Here is a 25235-nt window from a genome sequence, read left to right as displayed (position 1 = left end):
TTTATTCTCCTTGTAAGAATGCAATCGCTGCTGCTAAGGATGGTTCATCTTCAACATTGGCTAATTCCATTGCTTTGTTAATTTTTTTAGTGAATCCTGTTAACACTTTACCAGGACCTACTTCTACAAATCTTGTAGCACCAAAGTCTACCATTGTAGCTACACAATCTTCCCAAAGTACTGGTGCTGCTGCTTGTTTTACTAAGGCCGCTTTAATAGCAGCTCCATCTTTTAAGATTTCCCCAGTAATATTCGCTACAACTGGAATTTGAGCATCTTTCACTTCAATATTGTCTAATTCTTCTTGTAAACGTTTTGCTGCTGGTTCCATTAAACGACTGTGGAAAGGAGCGCTTACTGGCAACATAACAGCACGTTTAGCACCAGCTTCTTTCATTTTTTCAGCTGCTACTTCTACGGCTTTTGTAGCACCAGCAATCACGATTTGTCCTGGACAGTTGAAGTTAACCGCTTGCACAGAGCCTACAGTATCGTTTACTTCTCCACAGATGCGAACTACGTCTTCACGAGGTAATGCTAAGATCGCAGCCATTGCGCCTTCACCCAATGGTACAGCTTCTTGCATATATTCTCCACGTTTATGCACTACGTACACAGCATCTTTAAAATCAAGAACACCTGCTGCTACTAAGGCACTATATTCACCAAGGCTATGACCACCTACGATATCAGGTGTAAAGCCTTTTTCTTTTAAAATTTCATAGCATGCCACACTAGCTGTTAAAATCGCAGGTTGTGTGTTTGCTGTTTTTACTAATTCCGTATCTGGACCTTCAAAACATAATTGTGAAATAGAATATCCCAATGCTTCATCTGCTTGTGCAAAACGCTCTCTTACGATAGGATACGCTTCGTACAAATCTTTCAACATACCCACTTTTTGAGACCCTTGACCAGGGAATACAAATGCTGTTTTCATAAGGTTTCCTCCTGCTTATCGGATAACAGATTTTAAGTTCAACATTACTTCTTCTGCTTCACGAACAATATCTTGAATGATTGTTGCGCAAGGTTTAATGTCAGTCAACATACCTGCAATTTGTCCAATCATAACGGAACCGTTTTTAGTTTCCCCTTCAATGGCAGCTTTTCTAAGTGTACCAGCACCTAGATTTTCAAGAGCTTCTTTTGGTGCGCCACTGAACTCAAGGGATTGATATTTACGAGCTAATAAATTCTCAATGATACGAACTGGATGACCTGTTGTCAAACCTGTCATCACCGTGGAACGATCTTTTGCTTTCAATACAGCTTCTTTATAGTTTTCATGGGCAATACATTCTTCAGATACTACGAAACGAGAGCCCATTTGAACTGCACTAGCGCCCAATGCTAAGGCTGCTGCCATACCGCGACCATCTGCAATACCACCAGCTGCAATAACAGGTACGTCCACAGCATCTACGATTTGAGGGATTAAGCACATAGTTGTAATATCTCCTACGTGACCGCCAGACTCAGTACCTTCTGCAATGACTGCATCGATACCGCCACGAAGTAAACGTTTCGCTAATAATACAGAAGCTACTACAGGAATTACTTTTGTACCGATTTCTTTGAAAGCTGGTACCCATGCGGATGGATTACCTGCTCCAGTTGTGATGACTGGTACGCGTTCTTCTAAAGCAACTTCCATAACTTCATTCACAAATGGAGACATTAACATAATGTTACAACCATATGGCTTGCTTGTGCGTTCTTTTAATTTATGAATTTCTGCACGGAATACATCAGGAGGCATATGTCCTGCACCAATAATTCCCAAACCACCTGCTTCAGATACAGCAGCTGCTAATTCAGCTGTACCTAACCAAGCCATACCACCTTGAAGAACGGGATACTCTATCCCTAACAAATCACAAATATCAGTCTTAATCATCTTTTCCTCCTTAGCACCATTTCATTACTAGACTTGCCCAAGTTAATCCTGCACCAAATCCAGCAACGGCAAGATTATCACCTTTTTGCAATTTTCCTGCACGTACTGCTTCATCTAAAGCAATCGCAATGGATGCTGCTGATGTGTTTCCATACTTAGGTAAATTAATAAATACTTTATCTTCTGTCAGATGCAAACGATCTGCTGCAGATTTGATAATGCGAGTATTCGCTTGATGTGGAATGAAGAAATCTAATTCTTCCACTTTCATATTTGCCATTTCTAGCGCTTTCAATACAGTTTTGCCCATTGTTTTTACAGCAAATTTATATACTTCTTGTCCATTCATATGAATGAAGGTAAGCCCCTCTTCACGACGCTCTGTGGTCGGTGGCAATGCCGTACCTCCAGATGGAATACATAGATGCATTCCGCCACTTCCGTCAGCCCCCATATCCATACCGAGCATACCATAGCCTTCTTCTACTGAAGATACTACAGCGGCTCCAGCACCGTCACCGAAAAGAACACATGTATTGCGATCTTCCCAGTTTACTACACGAGATAATACTTCAACACCTACTACAAGCACATTTTTAAACAATCCTGCATTGATATAGGAACTAGCTGTAATCAAAGAGTATACATATCCTGAGCAAGCTGCAGATAAATCAAAGGCTGCTGCTTTTGTAGCGCCTAAATTAGCTTGGACTAAGCATGCTGTAGATGGAATTGCCATATCGCCTGTTAATGTGGCAACAATGATACAATCGATATCTTCTGCTGTTAACTTAGCAGCTTCTAAGGCTTTTTTTGCCGCTTCTGTAGCCATATCTGAAGCATTTACACCTTCTGGTGCAATTCTACGTTCTTTAATGCCGGTTCTTTCTTGAATCCAAGCATCGCTAGTATCTACCATTTTTTCTAAGTCTGCATTTGTAAGAACTTTTTCTGGCACATAGCTACCGGTACCAATAATTCCGACTGGCTTATTCAGCATTGTCATATGTTAGGGTCCCTTCTTCTTCAATACTTGAGGAAATATGTTCAATCAATTTCCGTTCTACTAGATCTCCAGCAATTTTAATTGCTGTCATAATTTCCTTAGATTTGGAGCTACCATGGCAAATAATAAATACACCATTTACCCCTAATAGAGGTGCTCCGCCATTTTCTGTGTGATCTAGTCGTTTTTTTATTTTCTTAAACACAGGAACAATCAATAAGGCTCCTAGTTTAGAGATAATGCTACTTTGTTTGATGCCTTCTTTTAGAATATCTTGTACCACAGATACAAGACCTTCTGCAAATTTAAGCACCACATTACCTACAAATCCATCACATACTACTACATCTACCGTTCCTTTTGGAATATCACGGCCTTCCACATTTCCTTTAAAAGGGATTGTTTTCAGTTTTTGTAGTAACGGATAGGTTTCTAAGACAACTTCATTTCCTTTAGTGGATTCTTCACCAATATTTAACAAGCCCACAGTTGGGTTAGGTTTGCCAAGTAACAACTGCGCATAGTTATATCCCATGATAGCCCCTTGCACTAAATGTTTTGGCTTACTATTCGCATTAGCACCAGAGTCTAGCATGATTGTCACACCATTCGCTGTTGGTAATGGTGTAGCAATACAAGGGCGCTCAATCCCTTTGATTCTTCCCAAACCTAATAGAGCCGATGCTACAGCTGCTCCAGTACTACCTGGTGCAATCACCGCATCACATACCTTTTCACGAACTAAACGTGTAGCCACTGCAATGGACGCATCTTTCTTCTTGCGCAAGGCAATACTGGGATGCTCATGCATTTCTATGACTTCACTAGCATGATGAATGGAGATTCTTGGATTCTCCAGTTCACCTTCTGCTTCCAAAATTTCTTTTATTTTACTTTCATCACCGACAAGCACGATATCCATAGTATCGTATTCGTGCACAGCGGCAATAGAGCCTAAGACTATTTCGAGGGGGGCAAAATCGCCACCCATAGCATCTACTGCAATCTTCATAATTCACCCTTATTCTATCACAGATTCCATAATAAATTTAGCGCGAAACACTTCTTTTATGGTATCTTTGATTGTTACTTTTATAAAGAATTTTTCTCCTCGTTGTCGCACTAATTCAGCTTTTGCTGCTAAATTAACATCGCTTTTAACGAGACTCTTATATTTAATATTTCCAACTCCAGCAATCATTGTAGGAACCCCTACAATAGCTCTTGCCAACGAGTTAGCCTGGGCGTATAAATATTGTGCCTCCACATAGCCTGATCGATCTAGCATCTCTTTCGTAGTGCGAAGAACACTGATGCCATATTGTCCTACTGCTAAATCAATGACATCTCCTACTACATCTGCCCGATCAATATGCTGTCTGTCATCAGAATGCTCCTGTGCCATTGCCTTAATCCGTTCACGTAACTCAGGAATGCCTAATGCCAAACGATCCAATCGAATGGTCGGAACACTAACTCCAAAATATGTGGCCAATTCCTCATCCGTCGTGAAGGGACTTATATTCAGTTTTTCGCGCAATAACTGTTGTCGTTCTTCCTTCTTTATACGACTCATATAACCACCTTTTATGACCAAGTAATAATACTTCCATACAATTATACTCTAAAATGATAATAGTATGCAAGCTTTTCTTGATTCCTATGCAAAATATGCATACTTATTTGAGAATGGTAAGTTGTCCTCTATTGCTTATCACTCGAATGGGCGCAGTTGTATTTGTTGCATTAGGCCTACGATCTACTATTTTTACATACCCCTGCAATACATCTACTACAATAGGTTCTGTATCTTCTTGGTAAATAATACCTGCCGTTTCTGGCGTATCACCGCCGATTAATGTTTGAATATGACTACCTGTAAAAGTATATCCTTTGCCAGTTGCTAGCAGTAATTCTTCATGTCCACTGCGATGTCGCTTAGCTCCTATCCATCGATTATGCCACGTTGCCTGATTTTTCAATTCTAGTGTAACACCAGACTGATGAGGGTTATTTCCACTTTCAGCAAATTCATTTAATGCTGCCCCAGTCCACACGGAGTCCTTCGTCCCTAAATTCATCACAATATACGAACCATGACGTCCAGGATTAGGATTCAATCCATAGTTTTTATTCAATACCCCTACATTGCCTGTCACTTGTACCCTTGCATATTGGGATGGCTTCGGAGTAGGTACAAGGGCTGTACCCGTATAGGCATCAGCCAACCGACTAGTGCCAATACCAATGCTACCTTCTTCGACAATAGCAGCATACACATCTGCTTGCTCAAATGGCACAGTTTCAATTTTCACAGGACCGTCTAAGGTAATATAACTATCTTTATTAGCTTGTACCCCATTGCCAACGGCTTGAATCACCGTGGGCCCATGAACGACCACCTTTGTATCATATTTCGGGTCATCAACATGTTTTCGACCAAAGCCGGCATAGATACCACTCATGTAATAATGTGCCATTTCATCAGGTTGATCATAGGGCTTAGCATTACTTAGATCTACTTGCAAGCCCTTGTGGACAGTTAACTTAGTACCATCCAATACATAAATACCAGTAACATTATGGTGCTTCTGCTGCACCGTGTCATACCCTACACCATTTACCTTAATATGCAGTCCCTCTGGATAGTTGAGCACCTCATGGTATTTGCGCATCGCCACAGCTCGCCCCGCTGTGCTTACCTCAATGAGCTCCGGTTGCGTCACAACCTGTTGAAAGCCTACCTCTGCCGACGCTCCATACACAAATGGTACAGTGCTCAAACATGCCATAACAAGTCCTGCTAGTACATTTCGCTTATAATTCATACATACTCCCCTTACGAATCACTTGGACCTCTACTATGAATATCTTTATATCCTCTTTAGTATACCATTGGTAAGAGCCATTGCCTATGGTAGTGCTATTCCAATTGGTCATACAACATCTAGTAGGTAACAAAATGAGACGCCCCTCCTCGGAACGTCTCATGTTGTTTAGATTATGTTGTATTAGAATTTGAATTTCATGCCTACATTATACGTACGACCACCTGTTGCTTCTCTAGCGTAATATTCACGATCGAATAGGTTTTGTACTCCGAATTGCAATGTCGCTTCTTTGGATACTTTATAATTTACGGACGCATTAGTCAAGAAGTACGCATCTTCTGACTCTGGCTCGCCACCTGCGGTATCTTTGCTGTTGCGGGAGCTTACGTATTGCATATCCCACAACACATTCCACTTGCCACTATTGTATTCCAAACCACCATGGAATAGGTGCCTTGGAATTTCAAAGTTTTGTTCTTTTCCATCACTTTGATCTGTATTGACCAAAGCTTTACTTTCTATATATCCCATTTGCCATGTATAGTTTCCAAAGACAGACCATTTGTTAGACAACTTGTGACGAAGTTCTAATTCTACACCACGACGTGTTTCTGATCCTATATTGATATACTTTTTGTAATCCTCAGTACCATCTGTCTTTTTAAATGTAACATATTGAATTTTATCCTTTGTATTCACATAAAAGGCTGCTACGTTTAATTTTGTACTTTCATTCCAAGATTTTTTCAAACCAAGTTCAAAGGTATCGGAATGTTCTGGATCTAACTCTGGATTTGCATGAATAGGAGTTTTAGATGTTTGACCGAAGCGGTACACTTGGTACAAGATTGGCGGTGCAAAGGAGTGACCATAGGATGCATAGACGTTGGTAGAATCATCAAGGTATCTTTCTACGGACAACTTAGGACTCAACTCCGTGTAAGATCCATCATTATGATGTGCAACATCGTAGGACTTTGTTTTCTTATTGTACTCCCCGTGGGACCCATCGTACTTTTTAAAATGATCTAAACGAAGTCCGGCATAAATAGCCCAATCATCGTTAGGGCGATACGTATCTTGTACAAAAACTGCCATCGTGCGAGATGCCCCTGTATTCGTTTCACTCACACCGTTAGGGAATACCTTAGTATCTTTAGAGTTTTTATCTCGCCAATGTTGCAAAGAAATCTTTTCTTGATCAAACCGCTCTTGTTTCCAATTCAATCCCCCTACAATTTGATGTTTTCCTTCAGGTTTCCATGCTTTTTGCACATCTAGATTGTACGCTTTGCCTGGATAGAAGGAGTGCGTCCCTGGACCTTCATAATCTCCTGAAGTTGCTTTTGTTGGCACAGAATAGCCATCTTTCTTTTTATCTAAATAACCCAAGGAAATCTGTAATTTGTTCGCTTCATTTTTATATTGCAAACTATGAGAATGATATTCTCGCTCTGCATCATGACCTAAGAAACTATTACCATTAAGAGATACATATTTTTTATCACTAACCTTGATATCCCCTGTAAAAACGGTCTTTCCATTTACTGTAACCGCACTCATTGGATTGTGGTAAGAGTACTTATGGTTCGCATATACATAGCGATAAGTTAGCGTTTCTTTGTCGCCTAGGTTCATCGTAATATAAGCAGACAAATTCTTATTATGCAAAGATTTATCCCCACGATTCCCTACCACATATTTACCACTTGTCAACTGTTTTAATGGCGTGTCAGGAGATACAGCTTTTACATCTTCTTTGATAGCCTTGCTTTTTTCCGTCACAAAAAATCCTGGGAATCCATTTGTGCGACGTTCTTCTGCAGATACACCAATGGCTACCTTATCCGACACGCGAGCATCAAAACCTAGCTCATTGTTCCAGGTGCCATAAGTCCCACCATTGACCTTACCATGCCAATGAATCCCTTGACGATTTGCCTTCGGTGCCACTTGTTTCGTTGTAATACTTAATACACCTGCTACCCCTTTACCACCATACAAGGAGGAACTAGCACCACGCACCAATTCAATTCGATCGATGGAATGCACGGGAATCACTTCCCAGTCCACCTTATTATCGTAAGAATTATTCATCGGCACGCCATCAACGAGTACCGATATATTTTTAGAATTGAATCCACGGATTTGTATTTCACCTGCCGAAGCTTGACTTTTATACACTCCTGGTAATAATTGTATCGCATCTGCAACCGTATCCACCTTGCGATTTTCAATATCCTTCGCTGTCACCACAGACACAGAACTAGGCGTTTTTGAAATATCTTGTAAGGTTCTCGTTGCCGTTACCGTTACATCTGGCAAGGTCACCGTTTCTTCTACCGCTTGCGCATCATGAGCATACCCTGTATAACTGCCCAACGCTACCGTAACCATAGATAATAATAGTAACCACGTTGCATTTCGTTTAACTTGTTTCATTCGTACTTCCCTTCTTACTATACAACAAACATCAAGTTTCCTATTAGTATACCATTCATTTTCAATATTGCAAATCATTTTGTGAAAATATCTTCATATATAACAAAAAAGCGGCCGAAGCCGCTTTTTGTAAGTACGTAAAATTATTTACGTAAGCCTAATTTTTCTAAGATCGCACGGTAACGTTCGATGTCTTTACGACGAAGGTAGTCAAGCATGTTACGACGTTGACCAACTAATTTTAAAAGACCACGACGGGAATGATGATCTTTTTTGTGCTCTTTTAAATGCTCAGTTAAGTATACAATGCGGTTAGTTAAAATCGCGATTTGTACTTCTGGGGATCCAGTGTCACCTTCGTGAACAGCAAATTCTTTAATAATAGCTGCTTTAGCTTCTGTAGTTAACATATTTCATGTCCTCCTAAAAATTACAATTCCATAGGCCAAAGTAATGGGCGGAGACTCAATTACCTCGCCTAGGTTAATACATCGGTATCTATAATACTATACTTTCATATAAATGTAAAGTATTTACCCTAACATCATGCGGTCACTGAGGGTATTTTCGCTGGCTACTTCAAAGCGCTCTAATAAATCTTGTACCGTTAAGCTAGCCTTCTCTTCTCCTCGTACATCATAGATAACTTTACCATTATCCATCATGATCAAGCGATTGCCGAATCGCAAGGCATCACGCATATTATGGGTAATCATCAAGGTAGTCAAATGATGTTCTTTTACTAGTTCATCTGTGAGCTGCAATACTTTTTCTGCCGTTTTAGGATCTAAGGCTGCCGTATGTTCATCTAGTAACAGTACTTCTGGCTTCAACATAGTGGCCATCAACAAAGTAATAGATTGACGTTGACCACCACTTAATAACCCCATACTGGATGACAAACGATTTTCTAAGCCCAAATCCAAACGAGCTAATTGCTGTTTAAATAATTCTCTTTCATTTTCTTTGAATGCCCAAGACAATCCCATTTGTTTTCCGCGACGCAAGGCAAGAAGCATGTTCTCCTCAATTTGCATATTTCCTGCTGTGCCCAACATAGGATCTTGGAAGACACGACCAATGTATTTGGCCCGTTTGTATTCCGCCATGTGAGTGACGTCTACATCATTAATATGCAATGAACCTTCATCGACGGAGAATACACCGGCAATGGAGTTCAACAATGTACTTTTACCAGCTCCATTACCACCGATAACAGTCACGAAATCTCCATCTTCTAATCGTAAATCAATGCCACGAAGAGCAATTTTTTCATTCACAGTGCCTTTATGGAAGGCTTTCACAATTCCTTTTAATTCTAACATGTGCGCACCCTCCTCTTAACTACGACGAAATTTACCTTGCCACGTTGGTAAGGATAGAGCTAAGGCTACTAAGATAGCAGTAAATAATTTTAAATCATTTGGAGGCATACCTAGGTATAGTACAGTAGCAATAACAATACGGTAAATAATGGAACCGAATACAACGGCTACTAAGCTCAACACGAAGGAAGAATTACCAAATAGTTTGCGCACTACCGAAGAAGAAGCAAATAATACTTCTCCAATAATAACTGATGCCAGGCCGATAACGATAGTTCCTACGCCCATACCGATATCTGCAAAGCCTTGGGATTGAGCAATTAACGCCCCAGATACAGCTACAAAACCATTGGATAATAGTAATCCAAGAACAATCATGGAATCTGTGTTTACCCCTTGGGCACGAATCATTTGTGGATTTACCCCAGTAGCGCGGATAGATGTACCTAGTTCAGTACCAAAGAACCAGAATAAGAATAATCCCACTACCACAGTTACCACTACACCAATGATAGTCAATGCTACCGCATTGGAAATACCCATGCTATGAATGGCGGAGTACACCGTATCCATGCGCAATAAGGAGATATTTGCTTTCCCCATAATATGTAAGTTCACAGAATACAAGGCAATCATGGTTAAGATACCAGCTAGTAATGCAGGAATTTTTAATTTGGTGTGTATCCACCCTGTTACAGCTCCGGCAATCATACCACCAATACCTGCAACTATCACTGTGATCCAAGGGTTCACACCCATGGTAATCAATACTGCAGAAATAGCAGCTCCCATAGGGAAACTACCTTCTACTGTTAAATCAGCTACATCTAAAATTCTGAAAGTAATAAACACACCCAATGCCAACAATGCCCACAATAGGCCCTGTGCAATGGTACTAATAATTAAGTTTGTCATAGATCCTCCTACTCGGGGTTGCCCCCACTACTATACTACTGTTGTCGCAATGACTCTGGAATCTGGATATGCAAGCGATCCGCTTCGTCTTGATTGAATACAAATTTAATAGGCTCTTGCATCTCGATTGGCATGCTATCCGGTGTGCTTTCACCACGAAGCACACGGGCCGCCATATGTCCAGTTTGAACTCCTAATCTATAAAAGTCTACAGAGTAGGCTGCTAGTCCACCTGTTTTTAACCATGTCTCATCAGAGGGAAACACTGGTAAGTTAGCGCTACTAAATATAGTGACGATGTTCGCATAGGATGAAGCAATGATATTATCTGTTGGAAAGTATACTGCATCAATACCCATAATAGCTAATTGATTCGCCGCCTGCGGCACATCATTCACGTTGGAGACGGTTATTTCTACTAATTCCATACCGTATTTTTGTGCTTCTTTTCGAAAACTCTCTGCTTGTAATTGTGAATTCACTTCACTGGATGAATAAATAGTACCGATTTTTTTCGCATTCGGTAATAATTGATGCACTAATTCCACTCGTTTTTCCATAGGCACCATATCTGTGGTACCCGATACATTACCACCTGGATGTTCATCACTATCTACAAGTCGTGCTGTGGTAAAGCTCGTAACCGCAGTGCCTAATACAGGAATGTCCTTCGTAGCATTCGCCATAGCCTGTACCGCTGGAGTTGCAATGGCCACTACTAAATCGGAATTACGCGCCACAAATCGTTGGGCAATGGTGTTTAGATTGGATTGGTCTCCTTGAGCATTTTGGTGGTCAAGAATCACATTATCTACAAATCCCTCTTCCCGTAATCCATCTACGAAACCTTTATTTGCTGCATCTAGTGCGGGATGCTCCGCTAATTGCAAGATACCCACTCGGTACATCTTGCCTCCTCCTGGTGCTTCTAGTGAAGATTCATGCCATAGTAAGAATCCCACCAGACAGACCACCAACAGGGCCAGTCCTTTTTTCCACATAAAAATCTCCTTTCTACTATACTACATGGTAGCCACGCGCCACCGCCTACAGTCTTTCTATGGGAAAGATATAGAGATTATACCACATGTGAAAGTAATAGAAAATATATAAATTAAAATTTCTATAGAATCTAATACCGTCACGAGACATTATCCTCACAGATAAACAAAACGACTAGATTATTACAATCTAGTCGTTTATCTTTAATTCTACTATTTACGTACTAATGCGATATGCACCATACCGATAAGGAAACCGATAATGGACGGCACAATCCAGCCCATACCGATAGAAGCAAATGGAAGCATTCCGTAATATGGCAACGCCCATTGTACAAATCCAGATTGATTGATAAATGCTGGTGCTGTTGCCATAGCATCACCTAATGCCGCAAATAGGGCAAAGGCTGTTGTCCACGCATACACAGCTTGTCTGCCTTTGAAAATAGGTGCTGCAAAGGATAACAAGATGATTGTAATAGACAATGGATACAAGAACATCAACACAGGGATAGCTAATTCGATGATTTTTGTTAAGCCTACGTTAGCAATTAAGAAACCCACTGCTGTTGTTAAGTATGCATAACCACGGTAACCCAATGTGTTTGGGAACATTTCATCAAAAGTTTCACCACAAGCACCAATCAAACCTACGCAAGTTTTTAAACATGCTAGTGTAACAATGATGGCCAACAAGATAGCCCCTACATTGCCGAAGTAAAATGCATTCATTTGCGCCATGGTAATACCACCATTTTTAGCAAGGCCTAATGTTGTGACACTTGTAGCACCACTATAGGCTAAGAAACCGTAGATAACAGCCATAATAGAGCATGCCACGAAGCCTGCTTTTACAAGTCCCATAGCAATGTCCTTAGGTTCTGTGACCCCCACACCTTGTAAGGCACGGATAACGATGATACCAAAGGCTAACGATGCCAATACGTCAAGTGTATTATAGCCTTCTGTAAAACCTTTGAAGAACGCATGGGTAGCATATTCCCCTTGTGGCGCTACTGATGTGTAATCTCCCATTGGCATAACCACTACAGTGATTAATAAAATGCTTAGGAATACTAAGAATAATGGCGTTAACACTTTACCGATATAAGTCATCAACTTACCAGGGTTTAAAGAGAATAAAATAGCAATGATAAAGAATACCCCAGAGAATACAGCTAATGCAAGATCTGGATTGACACTGCCAAGGAATGGTTCAAATCCGATTGTATAGGATACTGTACTCGTTCTTGGGATAGCAAATGCTGGCCCAATCGTGATGTACAATAACAAGGTGAAAATTTTACCATAGGTCGGGTGTACACGACTTACCAAGTCTTGTAAGCCATTACTACGAGACACACCCATAGCGACAATACCCAAGAATGGTAGTCCAATAGCTGTCGCTAAAAAACCTAAAATAGCTGGCCACAACGCTTGACCTGCTTCTTGTCCTAAGTGAACAGGGAAAATTAAGTTTCCTGCTCCGAAGAACATCCCGAATAACATAGTTCCAATAAAGGCTACAGAACCCCAAGATAATGTTTGATTCATCACTATTCCCCCTTACATAATGATTTTTAATACATCTAGTACTTCATTTGGCAACTCATCTTTTGTTCCTTTTAATTTTTCAATGTAATCGTAGCGGAACTCAAATGCTTTGTGCAAAATATGATGGTACTCACGAACTGTAAAGTCTGGTTCAAAACCTTCAACTTTTACATATTCTAAGTTTTCATATTTATAGAACGGTTCAAAGTTAAGGCTACCCTCAACCAAACCTTCTAACAAGCCTAATGTTACTTCTTTTGGAATTTTTTGTCCAAGAAGAAGCCCGTATTCATAATGTAGCAATCTACACCAGATTGAGTGAATAGTTTTTTGTAACTTTCATAATCGGTACGTAAAGAATAGGTACGGAATGGATTAGCATAAGGTTCGATCACCAATGCATTAGGATCTACGTGAGCATCCAATTTCTCTGCTGTAGAACGACGTGTTGCCAAAGTAGCACCCATAGTAGCCGCTAAAATTGGATCATCCACTTTTAAAATTGGTGGCAATGTTTTATCTTTCATCAACCACACGATAGCATTCACTGGATCTTTTACAAAGTTCACACGATTATCTGTCCAGAATTGTGATTTAATAGCACGACCATTGTTATTGCGCACATCTTCTGCTAACACAACTTTGTTACCATCTTCATCTAAAGTAACACCCACATTTTGCAATGTTAATAGGTATTTATTAGCAGGATGTTCCACTGGATAGTCTTGCATTTTATCAAAATATGTTGGTTCTAAGGCAATGGAAGACAAATCTTCTGTATGAATGATATAGGCATCATCATGTAATACAGAAATATCATATCGTCCACCATGCTGTTCATGAGTCAATGTAGATTTACCAGACCCTGATAACCCAAATACGCCAATCGTATAAGAAGAACCATCTTTTAAATTGTATCGTTTCATGCCACCATGGCATGCCACATAACCATAACGATTTGCCAAGGACCATCCTAATGTAAGAGTACCTTTTTTATGCTCCCCAAAATAACGCATACCTAAAATCATAGCACAGTTATGAGCAGGGTCAAAAATAGCCAGTCCACCTGGATGACCTTCTACCACATAATCTGGGTCAGAGTAAATAAAAATATCCCCTTCTGGAATCTCTTTACTACCTCTATAAAAGGCTTTTACTTCCTCATTGAAAAATTGGAAATTAATAGCCCAAGAATATAGGATCGATGCGTGCTCTTTAGGAATCATCAAGTGCGCACGAGCAGTAAAAGCTTCATCCAAACCTACGATAGCTTGCGCTGAAATCCATTCTTTATGACGGCTATCATATACTGCATCCCGCGCAATATCACATAATTCTACTTCATTAATACCTTCATCGCCAATAATACGGCGAGCTTTTGCATAACGACCTGTTGTTTTACCATTATTTGTAACTAATACTTTGGCATCTTGCGGTAAACCTTGCTCTTCCGCACGGTATACGGGCATATCTAATACAACGACCCCAGGTTCTTTCGTGGCTAACTCATAAGCCTGTGCAATAGACTTCACCGGTGTTACATTATTTCCATAAAAAGCAGTTTCTATGGTACTTCTTAATTTGGAAAAGAGCGGATTCTCTTTAATTTCGGAATGTTTCCATTTTAATCTTGTTGCCATATGTTCCTCATTAATTCTAACTTACTATACTTATGCATATTCTTATATTCTAACATTTAATTAAGTATTTCACAATATGAGACCAATCATATATACTGCATCAGTCTAGCAAATACAGGCCTCTGTGATATGTATCACAGTGTATTTTTACTATGCGATGAATAGTTATGAAAAAACGGATATCACAAGGCATTCACCTCACAATATCCGTTGATTCTATACAACTAAGATCTATGATTCATAATATAATCAATATCTAAGTCTTGCAAATACAATTTAAATGCCTCAGCCAACTGTGGATTTCGTAAGCCGTATTCTACAGTCGCTTTTAAATATCCTAATCGATCGCCTATATCATAGCGCACCCCTTCATAAGAGTAAGCTAAAATTCTTGAGGAAAGTCTAGCAATCGCGTCGGTCAATTGAATTTCATTGCCCGCCCCTTGGGGAGTTTTTTCTAATTCATCAAATATATCTGGCGTCAAAATATAACGACCTAATACCGCCAAGTTCGATGGGGCATACTCAAGTGGTGGCTTCTCCACCAAACCTGCTACTTCGTACACATTCGGTTCGATTTCACTACCTGACACAATACCATAGGAGCTAACTTTTTCTGGAGCTACAAATTGAGTTCCTAAAATTGTTACGCCATCATGGGCATAATGACAATCGATTAATTGCTTCAAGCACGGTCTTTGTGGGTTATAGACCACATCATCCCCTAATAGAACAGCAAATGGCTCATCCCCTATAAAAGACTTCGCACAATAGATAGCATCACCCAATCCACGGGCTGTTTTCTGACGAATGTAATGAACTTTAATATTCGCCAAATTTCTCACCATATCAAGATGTTGTTGCTTACCTTGTTGTTGCAATAATTGCTCTAACTCCACACTAGTATCAAAATGATCTTCAATCGCACGCTTATTGCGTCCCGTAATAATTAGAATATCTTCAATACCTGAATCGATAGCCTCTTGCACAATATATTGTATTGTTGGTGTATCCACAATAGGCAACATCTCTTTCGGCTGTGCCTTAGTGGCTGGTAAAAAGCGTGTACCAAAGCCTGCCGCTGGAATCACTGCTTTTCTAACTTTTTTCATGGTTTCCCCTTAGATTAAAAATCTTTCGCTACCAATGTATATTCCCATTTCTTTTGTTTTGTACGATATGTCAAGGATCCTTCAAAGGAATGTAAATCACGATGCCATGTAAGATCTACATACCGTAACTCATGAGTCTGCATATCTCGTTGTATCTGTACACTAAAGCGATCTAATCGAGTAGCTTGTACACTTAGCCCATAGTATAAATTATACTTCACATCAATTTGATCAAATGGATATGGAGAGTCGGCTGAGACAGATACATTACTTTGACGATATCCAGCCCAAGCTTTCACACGAGGTCCTAGGTTGGTGTTGGCAGCTACACCCCAATATGGCATAGAACGAACCGACGAATTATATCCGTAGTAGTCACGTTGGTAACCACCATAGAAGGTAACCTCTGTATTAGGCCCTATATGAACTGGGTCATGAGATACTTCACCATACATCTTAGCATGAGTTCCCTTGATATGACCTTCATACCATTTACCATAGCTAACACCACCACGAATAGTCACAGGAGTGCTACCAAGATGATACGCATGCGTATCTACCGATAATTCAGGCTTCTTCTCGACCCATACTTTTTTCGCATTTAATGTAGCTGACTCGCGACTATACGCTATTTTTGCTTCTCCCCAAGGCAAGAAATGAACATACCCAAAGGATGGTTTAAACCCAATATGAGTTCCCCAAGTATAATGTAAGAAAAGTTCCCCATGTTTAGATAGTGGATAGTCAATTTTACCATTTAAACTCAATCCATCAGAAGAATTATATTTCGGTCTTGGTACAAAGGAAAATACGCTCACTTGTCCTTGTTTATCTTGACGCAAAGACACCGTATATTTATTTACAGAAATAATCCGTTTATTTTTAATATAAAAACTTGCATTATGAATGACTGCTTTATCTCCAGGGAATACCTCTATATAGTCCCCTTCCACACGATAATCAGGTGCCCCTTTAAAAGCAATAGCATGTTTTGTCGTTAACCAACCTTTTTCAATGCGCCCTGTTTTACCATCAAAGTCGCCCACTTCTGCTTTTACCCAATAGGGATCGGCATAGCCAAATACATTTTTTGTATGAGCTGCTCCAGTAGTAGCATTATAGGTAATATGAGAACCTTTTAAGTCCTTTGTATCCCCTTTATCTTCTAAAAAGTGATAGTCCGATACACTTTCATATTGCTGGGTCTTCGTATTACCTTCTAGTCTTTCTGACAATAGTTGTTGATTGCCCCGTTCTACTTCTACAGCGCCATTGGCCCATACACGACCAGTAGTATCGTTATAATACATTTTATCTGCATCAATACGAACTGGTACAGCCGGTTTTTCTACCACTTGTTTGCCTTTTTTTTCAATTGCTTTAACCTGCAAATTTGGCGCATACTGTGTATCTGTAGATACTGTGGAAGTCTTAGGCATTTGCACATACTGAGTTTCGGCAACCTTTGGAGCGGCTTCGAATACTGGGGTCGTAGCATCTACTGTTTGGGCATGACCTTGTGTACATGCCAATGCCGTCAAAATAGCAGCGGCTGTTACAGAATATCTTTTCATGCTCATCTCCTAGTCTTTCTCACGTTTTACAATGATGACAGGTTTTTCAGTTAAAGAATCATCTGGTACCACTTGTACAGGTTCTTCTTTTGCTTTTACAGCCGGAGCTGGCGTTGATTCAGCTACTACTTTTGATTCTGCTACTGGTTCTGCTGCTGCTTTTGGTGCTACCACTGGCTCCACAGGAGCTTTTTGCATAGCTCCCGTATCTACACCATGTACTTCCACCCCAGAAATAGTAACAGAGGATTCAGGCTGTACATACACAAGAGTTCCTACTGGTAAATCAATAGATTTACCTTTTACAAAGAAGCCCCCTACAAGGCCTACAGGTCCTAATAAAACAGCCCCTGCTACAGACGCACCAGCCGCTTTTAGTTCTCCTTTTGTTTTAGACTTAGCTTCTTCACCTTGGATGGCTGTGAAAATTGTACCATCAATACCTTGTAATTTATCAAATACAATGTTTAATTTTGCATTACGTCCAAAAGATCTTGCTTTTGTAATTTCCGTAATATGGCCAGTACCTACTGTTCCTTTAGGAATCAACAGAGTTTCCCCATCCATTACATCTTCTGCTACTTTGACATGAACTACATCATCTTTCACATTTTTTTGAGATGTTACTGGTTCTGTTAATTCTAGAGTAAATACTTGATCAGCCCCAATAGTTCCTAGTTTTGTTCGCAATGCTACTTGTGTTCCAAAAATAGATTGCTTTAATTTTTGTACACGACTTTGTAAAGAACCTTTTGCTTCTAGTCCATTCACACTGCGTTCCATTTCGCCAATGCGTTCTACGAGAGAGCCACTATGAACTTCATCATAATACATCCATTCCAAAGCATTGACTTCTTGATGCAATGTTACCTTTGTTCCTTGACCTTCCACAGATGTATACAAAGATTCCACTTGCCCTGTAATACTACCTTGTTGTTTTGTACCATAAATAGTATCTTGTAATTGATGTACTCGATCTGTTAATGCACCTACTTGTACTTTACCATACACAGTACTTTCCAAAGCTTCTGTTTTTTCTAATACTGTGTCTGGTGCAGCCCATACACTTGTTGCTAAAAGAGCAAATACAGCTCCTAATACAGCAGAACGTTTCATAGTATCTCCTCATCTCTACTAACACATAGATAGCACGGGCAAGCCCGTGCTAATCCATTAAATCTTCAAATCTATAATTGCGGATACGCCAACCCCTTGAATGCGATTTGCAGTCGTTGGGTTCGTACTGTCAATCGGTACTAGTCCTTTTACGCGAGCTACGGAATTAAAACTAGCCTCAATTTGTGCTACCGCTTCCACACGTTCCACTTCACTACTAGGTCCTGTTATCTGTGCTGCACCAATATGGCCACCTTTACCAAGACTGACAATAGGAACTACTTTTGTTGAATAGGTAGTACTCAAATTATTTTGCTTTAATAAATTGTTCAAGAAATTATTAATGGAGTCTCCATATTTATCTACTAGAAAGCCCACGCCTCCCACTTTCAAGGCGCCTCCTAATAAACTTCCTAAATTGAACGCCTGAGCTTGTTGCACTCCAACAACACCCACAGTGGCTACTGAGAATGCTACCATAGCAGCTACGATTTGTTTTTCATCGTAATATCCTCCTTTTCCTTTCCATTGTATCAAAAATAAATTTTTATTCTATACAAAGTATATGAGATATCCATGATTTTTTCATGAAATCTTATATTTTTTAGCAAATCCGTGGAACTTGGTCTTCTCCGAGCATATCTAACAAACGAATTCCGCCTACTGCCGTTTGTAAACCTACTTTACCAGCATTACCATTCACTATATCACCAATGATGACAGCATCACAACCTTCTGTAAAAGTCCGCATCATCTGCACTACATCATCTGCCACATCAGCACGTACAATGGCAATCATTTTACCTTCATTGGCTAAATACAATGGGTCATACCCTAATACTTGGCATACGGCTTGCACTTCCTCACGGACAGGAATGGCAGACTCTTGCAATCGAATCCCTTTTTGAGCAGAATTTGCAATTTCTTGTAATGTGGTAGCCAATCCACCGCGAGTAGGATCTCTAAAAAAAGCAATATTTTTTCCAAATGTTTCCAATAAGGCATGGGACATAGTATGTAAGGGAGCACAATCTGTCTGAATTGTGTCTGGCAAATCTAATCCATACCGAGTTCCCATAACAGCAATGGCATGGTCACCCAAGGTGCCGGATACAATAACTTTCATACCACTTTCAATATAGGGAGTGCCTAACTGTACATAGTCCGGTACAATACCTACACCGGCTGTATTGATGTAGATTCCGTCAACAGAACCCTTTTCTACCACCTTCGTGTCTCCTGTAATGATAGAAACACCTGCTTGTTGTGCCATATCAGACATGGTTTGTAGCACCACTTCTAACGTAGGGATAGGCAAACCTTCCTCTAAAATGAGTCCACAAGACAAATACTGAGGAATAGCACCCATCATGGCTAAGTCATTCACTGTACCACATACAGCTAACTTACCAATGTTACCACCAGGAAATATATGCGGCGTCACTACATAGGAATCTGTGCTCATAGCCATACGCCCATTAGTAACGGGAAATACAGCCCCATCATGTAATTCATTTAATATTGGATTAGAAAAATATTTCACAATATATTTGTCCACTAGTTCGTGGCTAAATTTACCACCATTACCATGGACTAACCGAATCCGTTCCATTTATTCCTCCCAGGTCATTCCACCGCTGGAAAAACCGTATTTATACCAAGCTGAACAACTACCTTCTACGGATACCATACAAGCTCCTACTGGATGCTCTGGCGTACAAAGTTTGCCAAATAAAGGGCATGCATCAGGATGAATCATCCCTTGGATAACAGACCCACATTGGCAACCTTTCGGTCCATCACTAGTGGTAAACGGAGGCAATGGTAATTGTACTAATGCATCATAAGCAGACCATTCACCTCGCAACTTTAATCCTGATGCAGGTAAGGTACCAATACCACGCCAACCATCATCAGACGGCTCATACAAGGTATCCATTAATTGTTGTGCTACTGGATTTCCCGTTTTTGCCACCACAGACCGATATGTATTTCCTACATAAAATTTCTTTTCTTTACGTTGTTCTAAGAGATTTACAATGGCTGCTAAAATTTCCACACCATCAAAGCCAGCAATACAACTTGGCATATGATATTCATCAGCTAAGAATTGATACGGCTGTTCTCCAATGATAACGCTTACATGACCTGGCAATAAGAATCCATCAATTTGATGATCTGGATTACTTAATAAAGCGCGTAATGCAGGAGGCACCAATTTATGAGAAATCAGGAAAAATACATTTTTTAATCCCTTTGCATGAACCGCCTGTATTGTAGCTGCTATGACAGCTATAGTTGTTTCAAAGCCAATGCCTAAAAAGATAATCTTCTTATCTGGATATTGTTCACTTAAGGAAAGCACTTCCATTGGGCTATAGATAATCTCAATGTGGGCACCCTCTTCTTTAGATTGCCATAAATTACCTGTCGTACCAGGTACTTTTAGCATATCTCCAAAGGTGGCAATCACTACGTCATCTTGAGCTGCATACGCCAAAGCTTGGTCCATGTATTGTTGATCTGTCACACACACAGGACATCCAGGACCACTAATCAGCTCGATGCCTTTTGGTAGCATTTGACGGATGCCTTCACGGAAGATAGCCACGGTATGGGTCCCGCAGACTTCCATAAACCGCACCCTTTCTTCCGGATTATGTAATTCACGAATGCGCTCTAGTAGACTAGCAGCGACCTTCGATTTTTCTGTTAAAGTAATCTTGTTCAAGTTCTTCTAACTCGCGGAATGCCTCAAGGGTCAAACGAGCTTCCTCCTCATCTACAATTTGTACGGCACAGCCCGCATGGACTAATAGCCAATCTCCAATTTTTGCTTCCGGCACCAATAACAGGCTACACTCCCGTTGCACTCCTGTTAATTCTACGGTACCGATGGATTCATTAATATGCACCAACTGTGCAGGTACTGCTAAACACATAGTATCTCCTATCTATTCATATAATTTCCCAACCATAATTGTCCTAAAGCGATACCACCATCATTCAAAGGGCTTTGGTTAGGAATGTGGATATGGTACTCTTCTAATTCCCGTATCACTCCTTCTAGGAGAATGCGATTTTGGAATACTCCTCCACACAAGACAATATGCGAAATTTGTCGCTCCTTACAACATTGTTTCGCCATCTGTCCTATATAATATATCAAAGTTCTGTGAAAGTTTGCTGAGATTTTTGCTACACTTTCACCACATTCTAATTGTTCTATCACAGATCGTACTAAACTCATTGTATCTAATACCGTTCCGTCCAGCTTCATGTCTAGGATAGTGCCCCTCTCTGAAAGCGCCAGTTGTTCTAACTCGATAGCAAGTTGCGCATCATAGAGATGCTCATGGCCTACACCTAACAAAGACGCTACTGTATCGAATAAGCGTCCACCGCTCGAAGATCGTATCATCTGCATATGAGGCATCATTTTCTCTAATAGTTCCCATCCCTTTGGCAGTGTTTTCTTCCACTCTTCTATAACTGTGGGTCCCCCTGATGGATAGGTCTGATTCACATACCATAATGCTTGACGCCACGGTTCTCGTACTGCCACTTCACCACCTGGCAAAGGGGCATAACTCAAATGTGCCATACGTTCCATATGCTCTTGATGACAATATAAAAACTCACCGCCCCATAGAGTGCCATCTGTGCCATATCCTGTCCCATCAAAGCAAATACCTAACACTGGTTCCTGAATATTATACTCTGCCAGTACCGATGCCACATGGGCATGATGATGCTGCACTTCTATGACAGGTAATTGATATTTCTCTGCATAGATTCTACCACACTGTGATGTGTAGTAATTCGGGTGGGCATCCACGATGACCTCTGTTGGTTGTAATTGAAATAAGTCTTCATAGCGCTTCGTTGTGGACCATAGCAAATCCTGTACTCGCTGATGCTCCATATCTCCCATGTAGGGGCTAAGGATAGCATGAGAACCTCGATTCATCGCAAATGCTGCCTTCATATCTGCACCCATAGCTAGCATAGTTGACCTCTTCTCTAATGCTACTACAGGAATGGATACAGGTACGTATCCTCGGCTACGGCGAATCATGATTGATGTATCATGCACCACTTGTACCACAGAATCGTCTACAGGAGAGATAATCTCCCGATTGTGAGTCAATATATAGTCTGCTATCCCCTGTAATTCTTCCAATGCCTGGGCATCATTATATAATACAGGATCACCACTTCGATTCGCACTAGTCATGACCCATAGAGCATTAAACGGTACTAAACTGTAGTGATACGGAGCATAGGGCAGCAAAATGCCTAAGGTTTCCATACCAGGAGCTACACTTGGTGCCACCGTATTATGCTCTGTTACCTTTCGCAACAACACAATAGGCCTTGCTGGGCTCAACAATAGTTCTTCTTCCTTTTCAGATATGTATACATACTGTTTTGCCGTTTCCAAGGATCCTGCCATGACCGCTAAGGGTTTTCTAGGCCGTCCTTTACGCTGACGCAAGGTTTGTACTGCATTTTCTTGTAACGCATCACAGACCAAATGATAGCCGCCTACACCTTTTAATGCCACAATGGCACCTTGTTGTATGTACTCTTTGGCTTGCTCTATGGCATCCTGTCCAGTAGCCAACACCATCCCATCTGTACCTTGTAATGTAAACATCGGTCCACACTGCTCGCAAGCATTAGGCTCTGCATGATACCGTCGCCCTTCTAGATCCTCATATTCCCCTTGGCACTCCTCGCACATAGGGAATGCTTTCATCGATGTTTTATGACGGTCGTAAGGAGTACTTTCAATAATCGTATACCGAGGACCACAGTTCGTACAATTTGTAAACCCATAGTGAAAGCGTCGATTCTCAGGGTCTTGTATATCTTGCAAGCATGCCTCGCAAGGTGCCATATCGGCGCCAATAAAGGCATTGCCCTTAGCACCTTGGGAAAGGATTATCGTAAACGAGTGCAATGATTGTACTGTGCTTGGTTCTACACGCAAAGTATCAATGCGTCCATGCATAGGTAACTCAGATTGCAATCGTTCTACAAATAGTTGGCAATCTGCATCTACACCTTGTATGTGTATTTCCACACCGCTCGTGTCATTTCTCACTGTCCCCACTAGTCTTAATTCATGGGCTAGTTTAGACACAAAGGGGCGGAATCCTATGCCCTGTACAATGCCTGTTACATGTATGGTGTATGCTTTCATAGAACCCGCCTCCCTTCAGTTATAAAATTTTAGTGATTTTCTTGTCGGATCCCCGCTGCATCCAGTTCAGCTTGGATCATAATAGCACATTCAATACGTTTTTTCTGTAATTTACATCCCATTTCGTATGGTGTGCTAAGGTCTCCACCTAATGTTTCATTATTTGCATGGCAACCGCCAGAGCAGAAGAATTTTGCCCAACAGTTAGCACATGTTTCTTTCGTAAATACGTGAGTGTTTCTGAACTGCGTTGGTATGTCATAATTTTTCAAACCATCAAAGACCGTACCAATCACATAGCCATCCTTACCTACGTATTGGTGACATGGGTAAATATCTCCATTTGGTACAACAGCCATATACTCATGACCAGCTCCGCAACCACGTAAGCGTTTCGCCATACATGGTCCACGGTATAAATCCATACGGAAGTGGAAGAAGTTAAATTTCTCCCCCAACCTGCTAGTTGACGTTCTAAATATAAGTCTGTCCAATTTTTCATATTCTTTTTCGATGATCGGCATATCCTCAGGACGTAACACATAAGCTCCATCTTCGCCAACCACTGGTTCCATAGACAAATGTTCAAACCCTAAATCTGACATAGCTTCTACATCTTTGCAGAAGTCCAAGTTATTATGTGTATAGGTACCACGTACATAATATTCACGGCCCTCACGCTGTTTAACAGCATTCACTAAGTTCTTCGCTACTGTATTGTAAGTGTCTTTGCCACCAGAACTTGGGCGCATACTATTATGCACATCTTCACGACCATCTAGGGACAGCACCAAACTCATGTTATGCTCATTCACATAATCGATTTTATCCTGTGTCAATAACATGCCGTTAGTGGTCAATGTCAATTTAAAGATTTTTCCATGTTTTTCTTGAATGGATTCAATGTATTCTACGGTTTGTTTCACTACATCCCAGTTCAACAATGGCTCACCACCAAAGAAATCGATTTCACAATGCTGGCGTGGACCACTCATAGAAATCAAGAAATCTACAGCACGTTTCGCCACGTCAAAACTCATTAATTCTCGTTTTACTCCGCCGTAATCACCTTGACTAGCGAAACAATACTTACAAGCTAAGTTGCAATCATGAGCAATGTTTAAGCAAAGAGCTTTTACAATTGGTTTTTCATCTACCACTAGTTTGAACTCTGCAGACATAGGAGCAAAGAGCATTTCCTCTTTGATGAGTTCATCTAACTCATCCATAATTTCATCTAACTCCGCTGCATCCTCTGTAGCATCTAATACACTATGTACAGCATCACGGTTGGTACCGTTATAGATATCTAATACACGATCAATGAGCTCATCGATCACATGGATAATTCCACTATTTACATCCAATAGAAAGAACTTATCTTTCATTTTAAATTTATGAATCATCGGTTGTAATTCTAACATTCATACCTCCATTAACTTACTAAAGTCTACCGTATATTATATCACTTTATACTCGTAACGTATAGAAAGCTATCAATATAGAGTATACTTTTTCTAAAATTATAGTATGCAAAAAATTGTACTTTTGAAGTACAGATATTATAATTTAGACAAGCTAAAGACATAAAAGGGTTAGCATACAGAATC

The 25235-nt window shown here is 40.4% G+C and carries 21 protein-coding genes and 1 pseudogene; all 22 read right to left on the bottom strand.

The genetic code is table 11. From position 1 onward, the window contains the following. Position 1: 1 nt before the first annotated feature. Entirely contained in the window at positions 2-940 is a 939-nt protein-coding gene (gene fabD, locus HMPREF9200_RS04215) for an ACP S-malonyltransferase (protein ID WP_009353567.1), read from the bottom strand. Positions 941-955: 15 nt separating this feature from the next. After that, the gene (gene fabK, locus HMPREF9200_RS04210) at positions 956-1900 is read right to left on the bottom strand and encodes an enoyl-[acyl-carrier-protein] reductase FabK (RefSeq protein WP_009353568.1); all 945 of its coding nucleotides are present in this window, start codon (positions 1898-1900) and stop codon (positions 956-958) included. 10 nt (positions 1901-1910) lie between these two features. Further along, positions 1911-2906, bottom strand: a complete 996-nt coding sequence (locus HMPREF9200_RS04205; protein WP_009353551.1) for a beta-ketoacyl-ACP synthase III — start codon at positions 2904-2906, stop codon at positions 1911-1913. Continuing rightward, complete coding sequence (plsX, locus tag HMPREF9200_RS04200; protein ID WP_009353579.1) at positions 2890-3918, bottom strand: phosphate acyltransferase PlsX; 1029 nt, start codon at positions 3916-3918, stop codon at positions 2890-2892. The genes HMPREF9200_RS04205 and plsX overlap by 17 nt, the downstream gene beginning before the upstream one ends. A gap of 9 nt (positions 3919-3927) precedes the next feature. Next, complete coding sequence (gene fapR, locus HMPREF9200_RS04195) at positions 3928-4482, bottom strand: transcription factor FapR (protein ID WP_009353554.1); 555 nt, start codon at positions 4480-4482, stop codon at positions 3928-3930. Positions 4483-4585: 103 nt separating this feature from the next. Beyond that, positions 4586-5734, bottom strand: a complete 1149-nt coding sequence (locus HMPREF9200_RS04190; protein WP_009353570.1) for a hypothetical protein — start codon at positions 5732-5734, stop codon at positions 4586-4588. Positions 5735-5917: 183 nt separating this feature from the next. Continuing rightward, positions 5918-8179: a TonB-dependent receptor gene (locus HMPREF9200_RS04185; RefSeq protein WP_009353571.1), complete on the bottom strand. Its 2262-nt coding sequence runs from the start codon at positions 8177-8179 to the stop codon at positions 5918-5920. 143 nt (positions 8180-8322) lie between these two features. Next, on the bottom strand, positions 8323-8589 hold the full coding sequence (gene rpsO / locus HMPREF9200_RS04180) for a 30S ribosomal protein S15 (protein ID WP_009353572.1): 267 nt from the start codon (positions 8587-8589) through the stop codon (positions 8323-8325). A gap of 123 nt (positions 8590-8712) precedes the next feature. Next, positions 8713-9504, bottom strand: coding sequence for an ABC transporter ATP-binding protein (locus HMPREF9200_RS04175; protein ID WP_009353555.1), 792 nt, complete (start codon positions 9502-9504; stop codon positions 8713-8715). Positions 9505-9519: 15 nt separating this feature from the next. Then, positions 9520-10419, bottom strand: a complete 900-nt coding sequence (locus HMPREF9200_RS04170; protein ID WP_009353558.1) for an ABC transporter permease — start codon at positions 10417-10419, stop codon at positions 9520-9522. A 35-nt stretch (positions 10420-10454) separates the two neighbouring features. After that, a complete protein-coding gene (locus HMPREF9200_RS04165; protein ID WP_009353575.1) occupies positions 10455-11420 on the bottom strand; it encodes an ABC transporter substrate-binding protein in 966 nt (321 codons plus the stop codon). 213 nt (positions 11421-11633) lie between these two features. Then, complete coding sequence (brnQ, locus tag HMPREF9200_RS04160) at positions 11634-12974, bottom strand: branched-chain amino acid transport system II carrier protein (RefSeq protein ID WP_009353556.1); 1341 nt, start codon at positions 12972-12974, stop codon at positions 11634-11636. Positions 12975-12986: 12 nt separating this feature from the next. Further along, positions 12987-14614 (bottom strand): annotated as a pseudogene (locus HMPREF9200_RS04155) (phosphoenolpyruvate carboxykinase (ATP)). A 224-nt stretch (positions 14615-14838) separates the two neighbouring features. Then, positions 14839-15726: a UTP--glucose-1-phosphate uridylyltransferase GalU gene (galU, locus tag HMPREF9200_RS04150; RefSeq protein ID WP_009353569.1), complete on the bottom strand. Its 888-nt coding sequence runs from the start codon at positions 15724-15726 to the stop codon at positions 14839-14841. 14 nt (positions 15727-15740) lie between these two features. Then, positions 15741-17300, bottom strand: coding sequence for an LptA/OstA family protein (locus HMPREF9200_RS04145; protein ID WP_009353563.1), 1560 nt, complete (start codon positions 17298-17300; stop codon positions 15741-15743). A 9-nt stretch (positions 17301-17309) separates the two neighbouring features. Then, positions 17310-18416, bottom strand: a complete 1107-nt coding sequence (locus tag HMPREF9200_RS04140; RefSeq protein ID WP_009353577.1) for a hypothetical protein — start codon at positions 18414-18416, stop codon at positions 17310-17312. A gap of 57 nt (positions 18417-18473) precedes the next feature. Next, the gene (locus tag HMPREF9200_RS04135; RefSeq protein WP_038144685.1) at positions 18474-18896 is read right to left on the bottom strand and encodes a hypothetical protein; all 423 of its coding nucleotides are present in this window, start codon (positions 18894-18896) and stop codon (positions 18474-18476) included. A gap of 124 nt (positions 18897-19020) precedes the next feature. Further along, positions 19021-20028 (bottom strand): hydrogenase expression/formation protein HypE, encoded by a 1008-nt coding sequence (hypE, locus tag HMPREF9200_RS04130; protein WP_009353578.1) that lies wholly within the window; start codon positions 20026-20028, stop codon positions 19021-19023. Further along, positions 20029-21147, bottom strand: coding sequence for a hydrogenase formation protein HypD (hypD, locus tag HMPREF9200_RS04125; protein WP_009353561.1), 1119 nt, complete (start codon positions 21145-21147; stop codon positions 20029-20031). Then, positions 21104-21358, bottom strand: coding sequence for a HypC/HybG/HupF family hydrogenase formation chaperone (locus HMPREF9200_RS04120; protein ID WP_009353557.1), 255 nt, complete (start codon positions 21356-21358; stop codon positions 21104-21106). Before HMPREF9200_RS04120 ends, hypD begins: the two co-directional genes overlap by 44 nt. Positions 21359-21366: 8 nt before the next feature. Then, a complete protein-coding gene (hypF, locus tag HMPREF9200_RS04115) occupies positions 21367-23625 on the bottom strand; it encodes a carbamoyltransferase HypF (RefSeq protein ID WP_009353576.1) in 2259 nt (752 codons plus the stop codon). 29 nt (positions 23626-23654) lie between these two features. Next, positions 23655-25049 carry a thioether cross-link-forming SCIFF peptide maturase gene (scfB, locus tag HMPREF9200_RS04110; protein ID WP_009353553.1) on the bottom strand — a complete coding sequence of 465 codons (1395 nt, stop codon included), beginning with the start codon at positions 25047-25049 and terminating at the stop codon, positions 23655-23657. Between the last annotated feature and the right edge of the window lie 186 nt (positions 25050-25235).

It is taken from the genome of Veillonella sp. oral taxon 780 str. F0422 (assembly GCF_000221605.1).
Lineage (GTDB): Bacteria > Bacillota > Negativicutes > Veillonellales > Veillonellaceae > F0422.
Note: the sequence above shows the minus strand (reverse complement) of the source record. Positions and strands in the feature narration are given on the sequence as shown.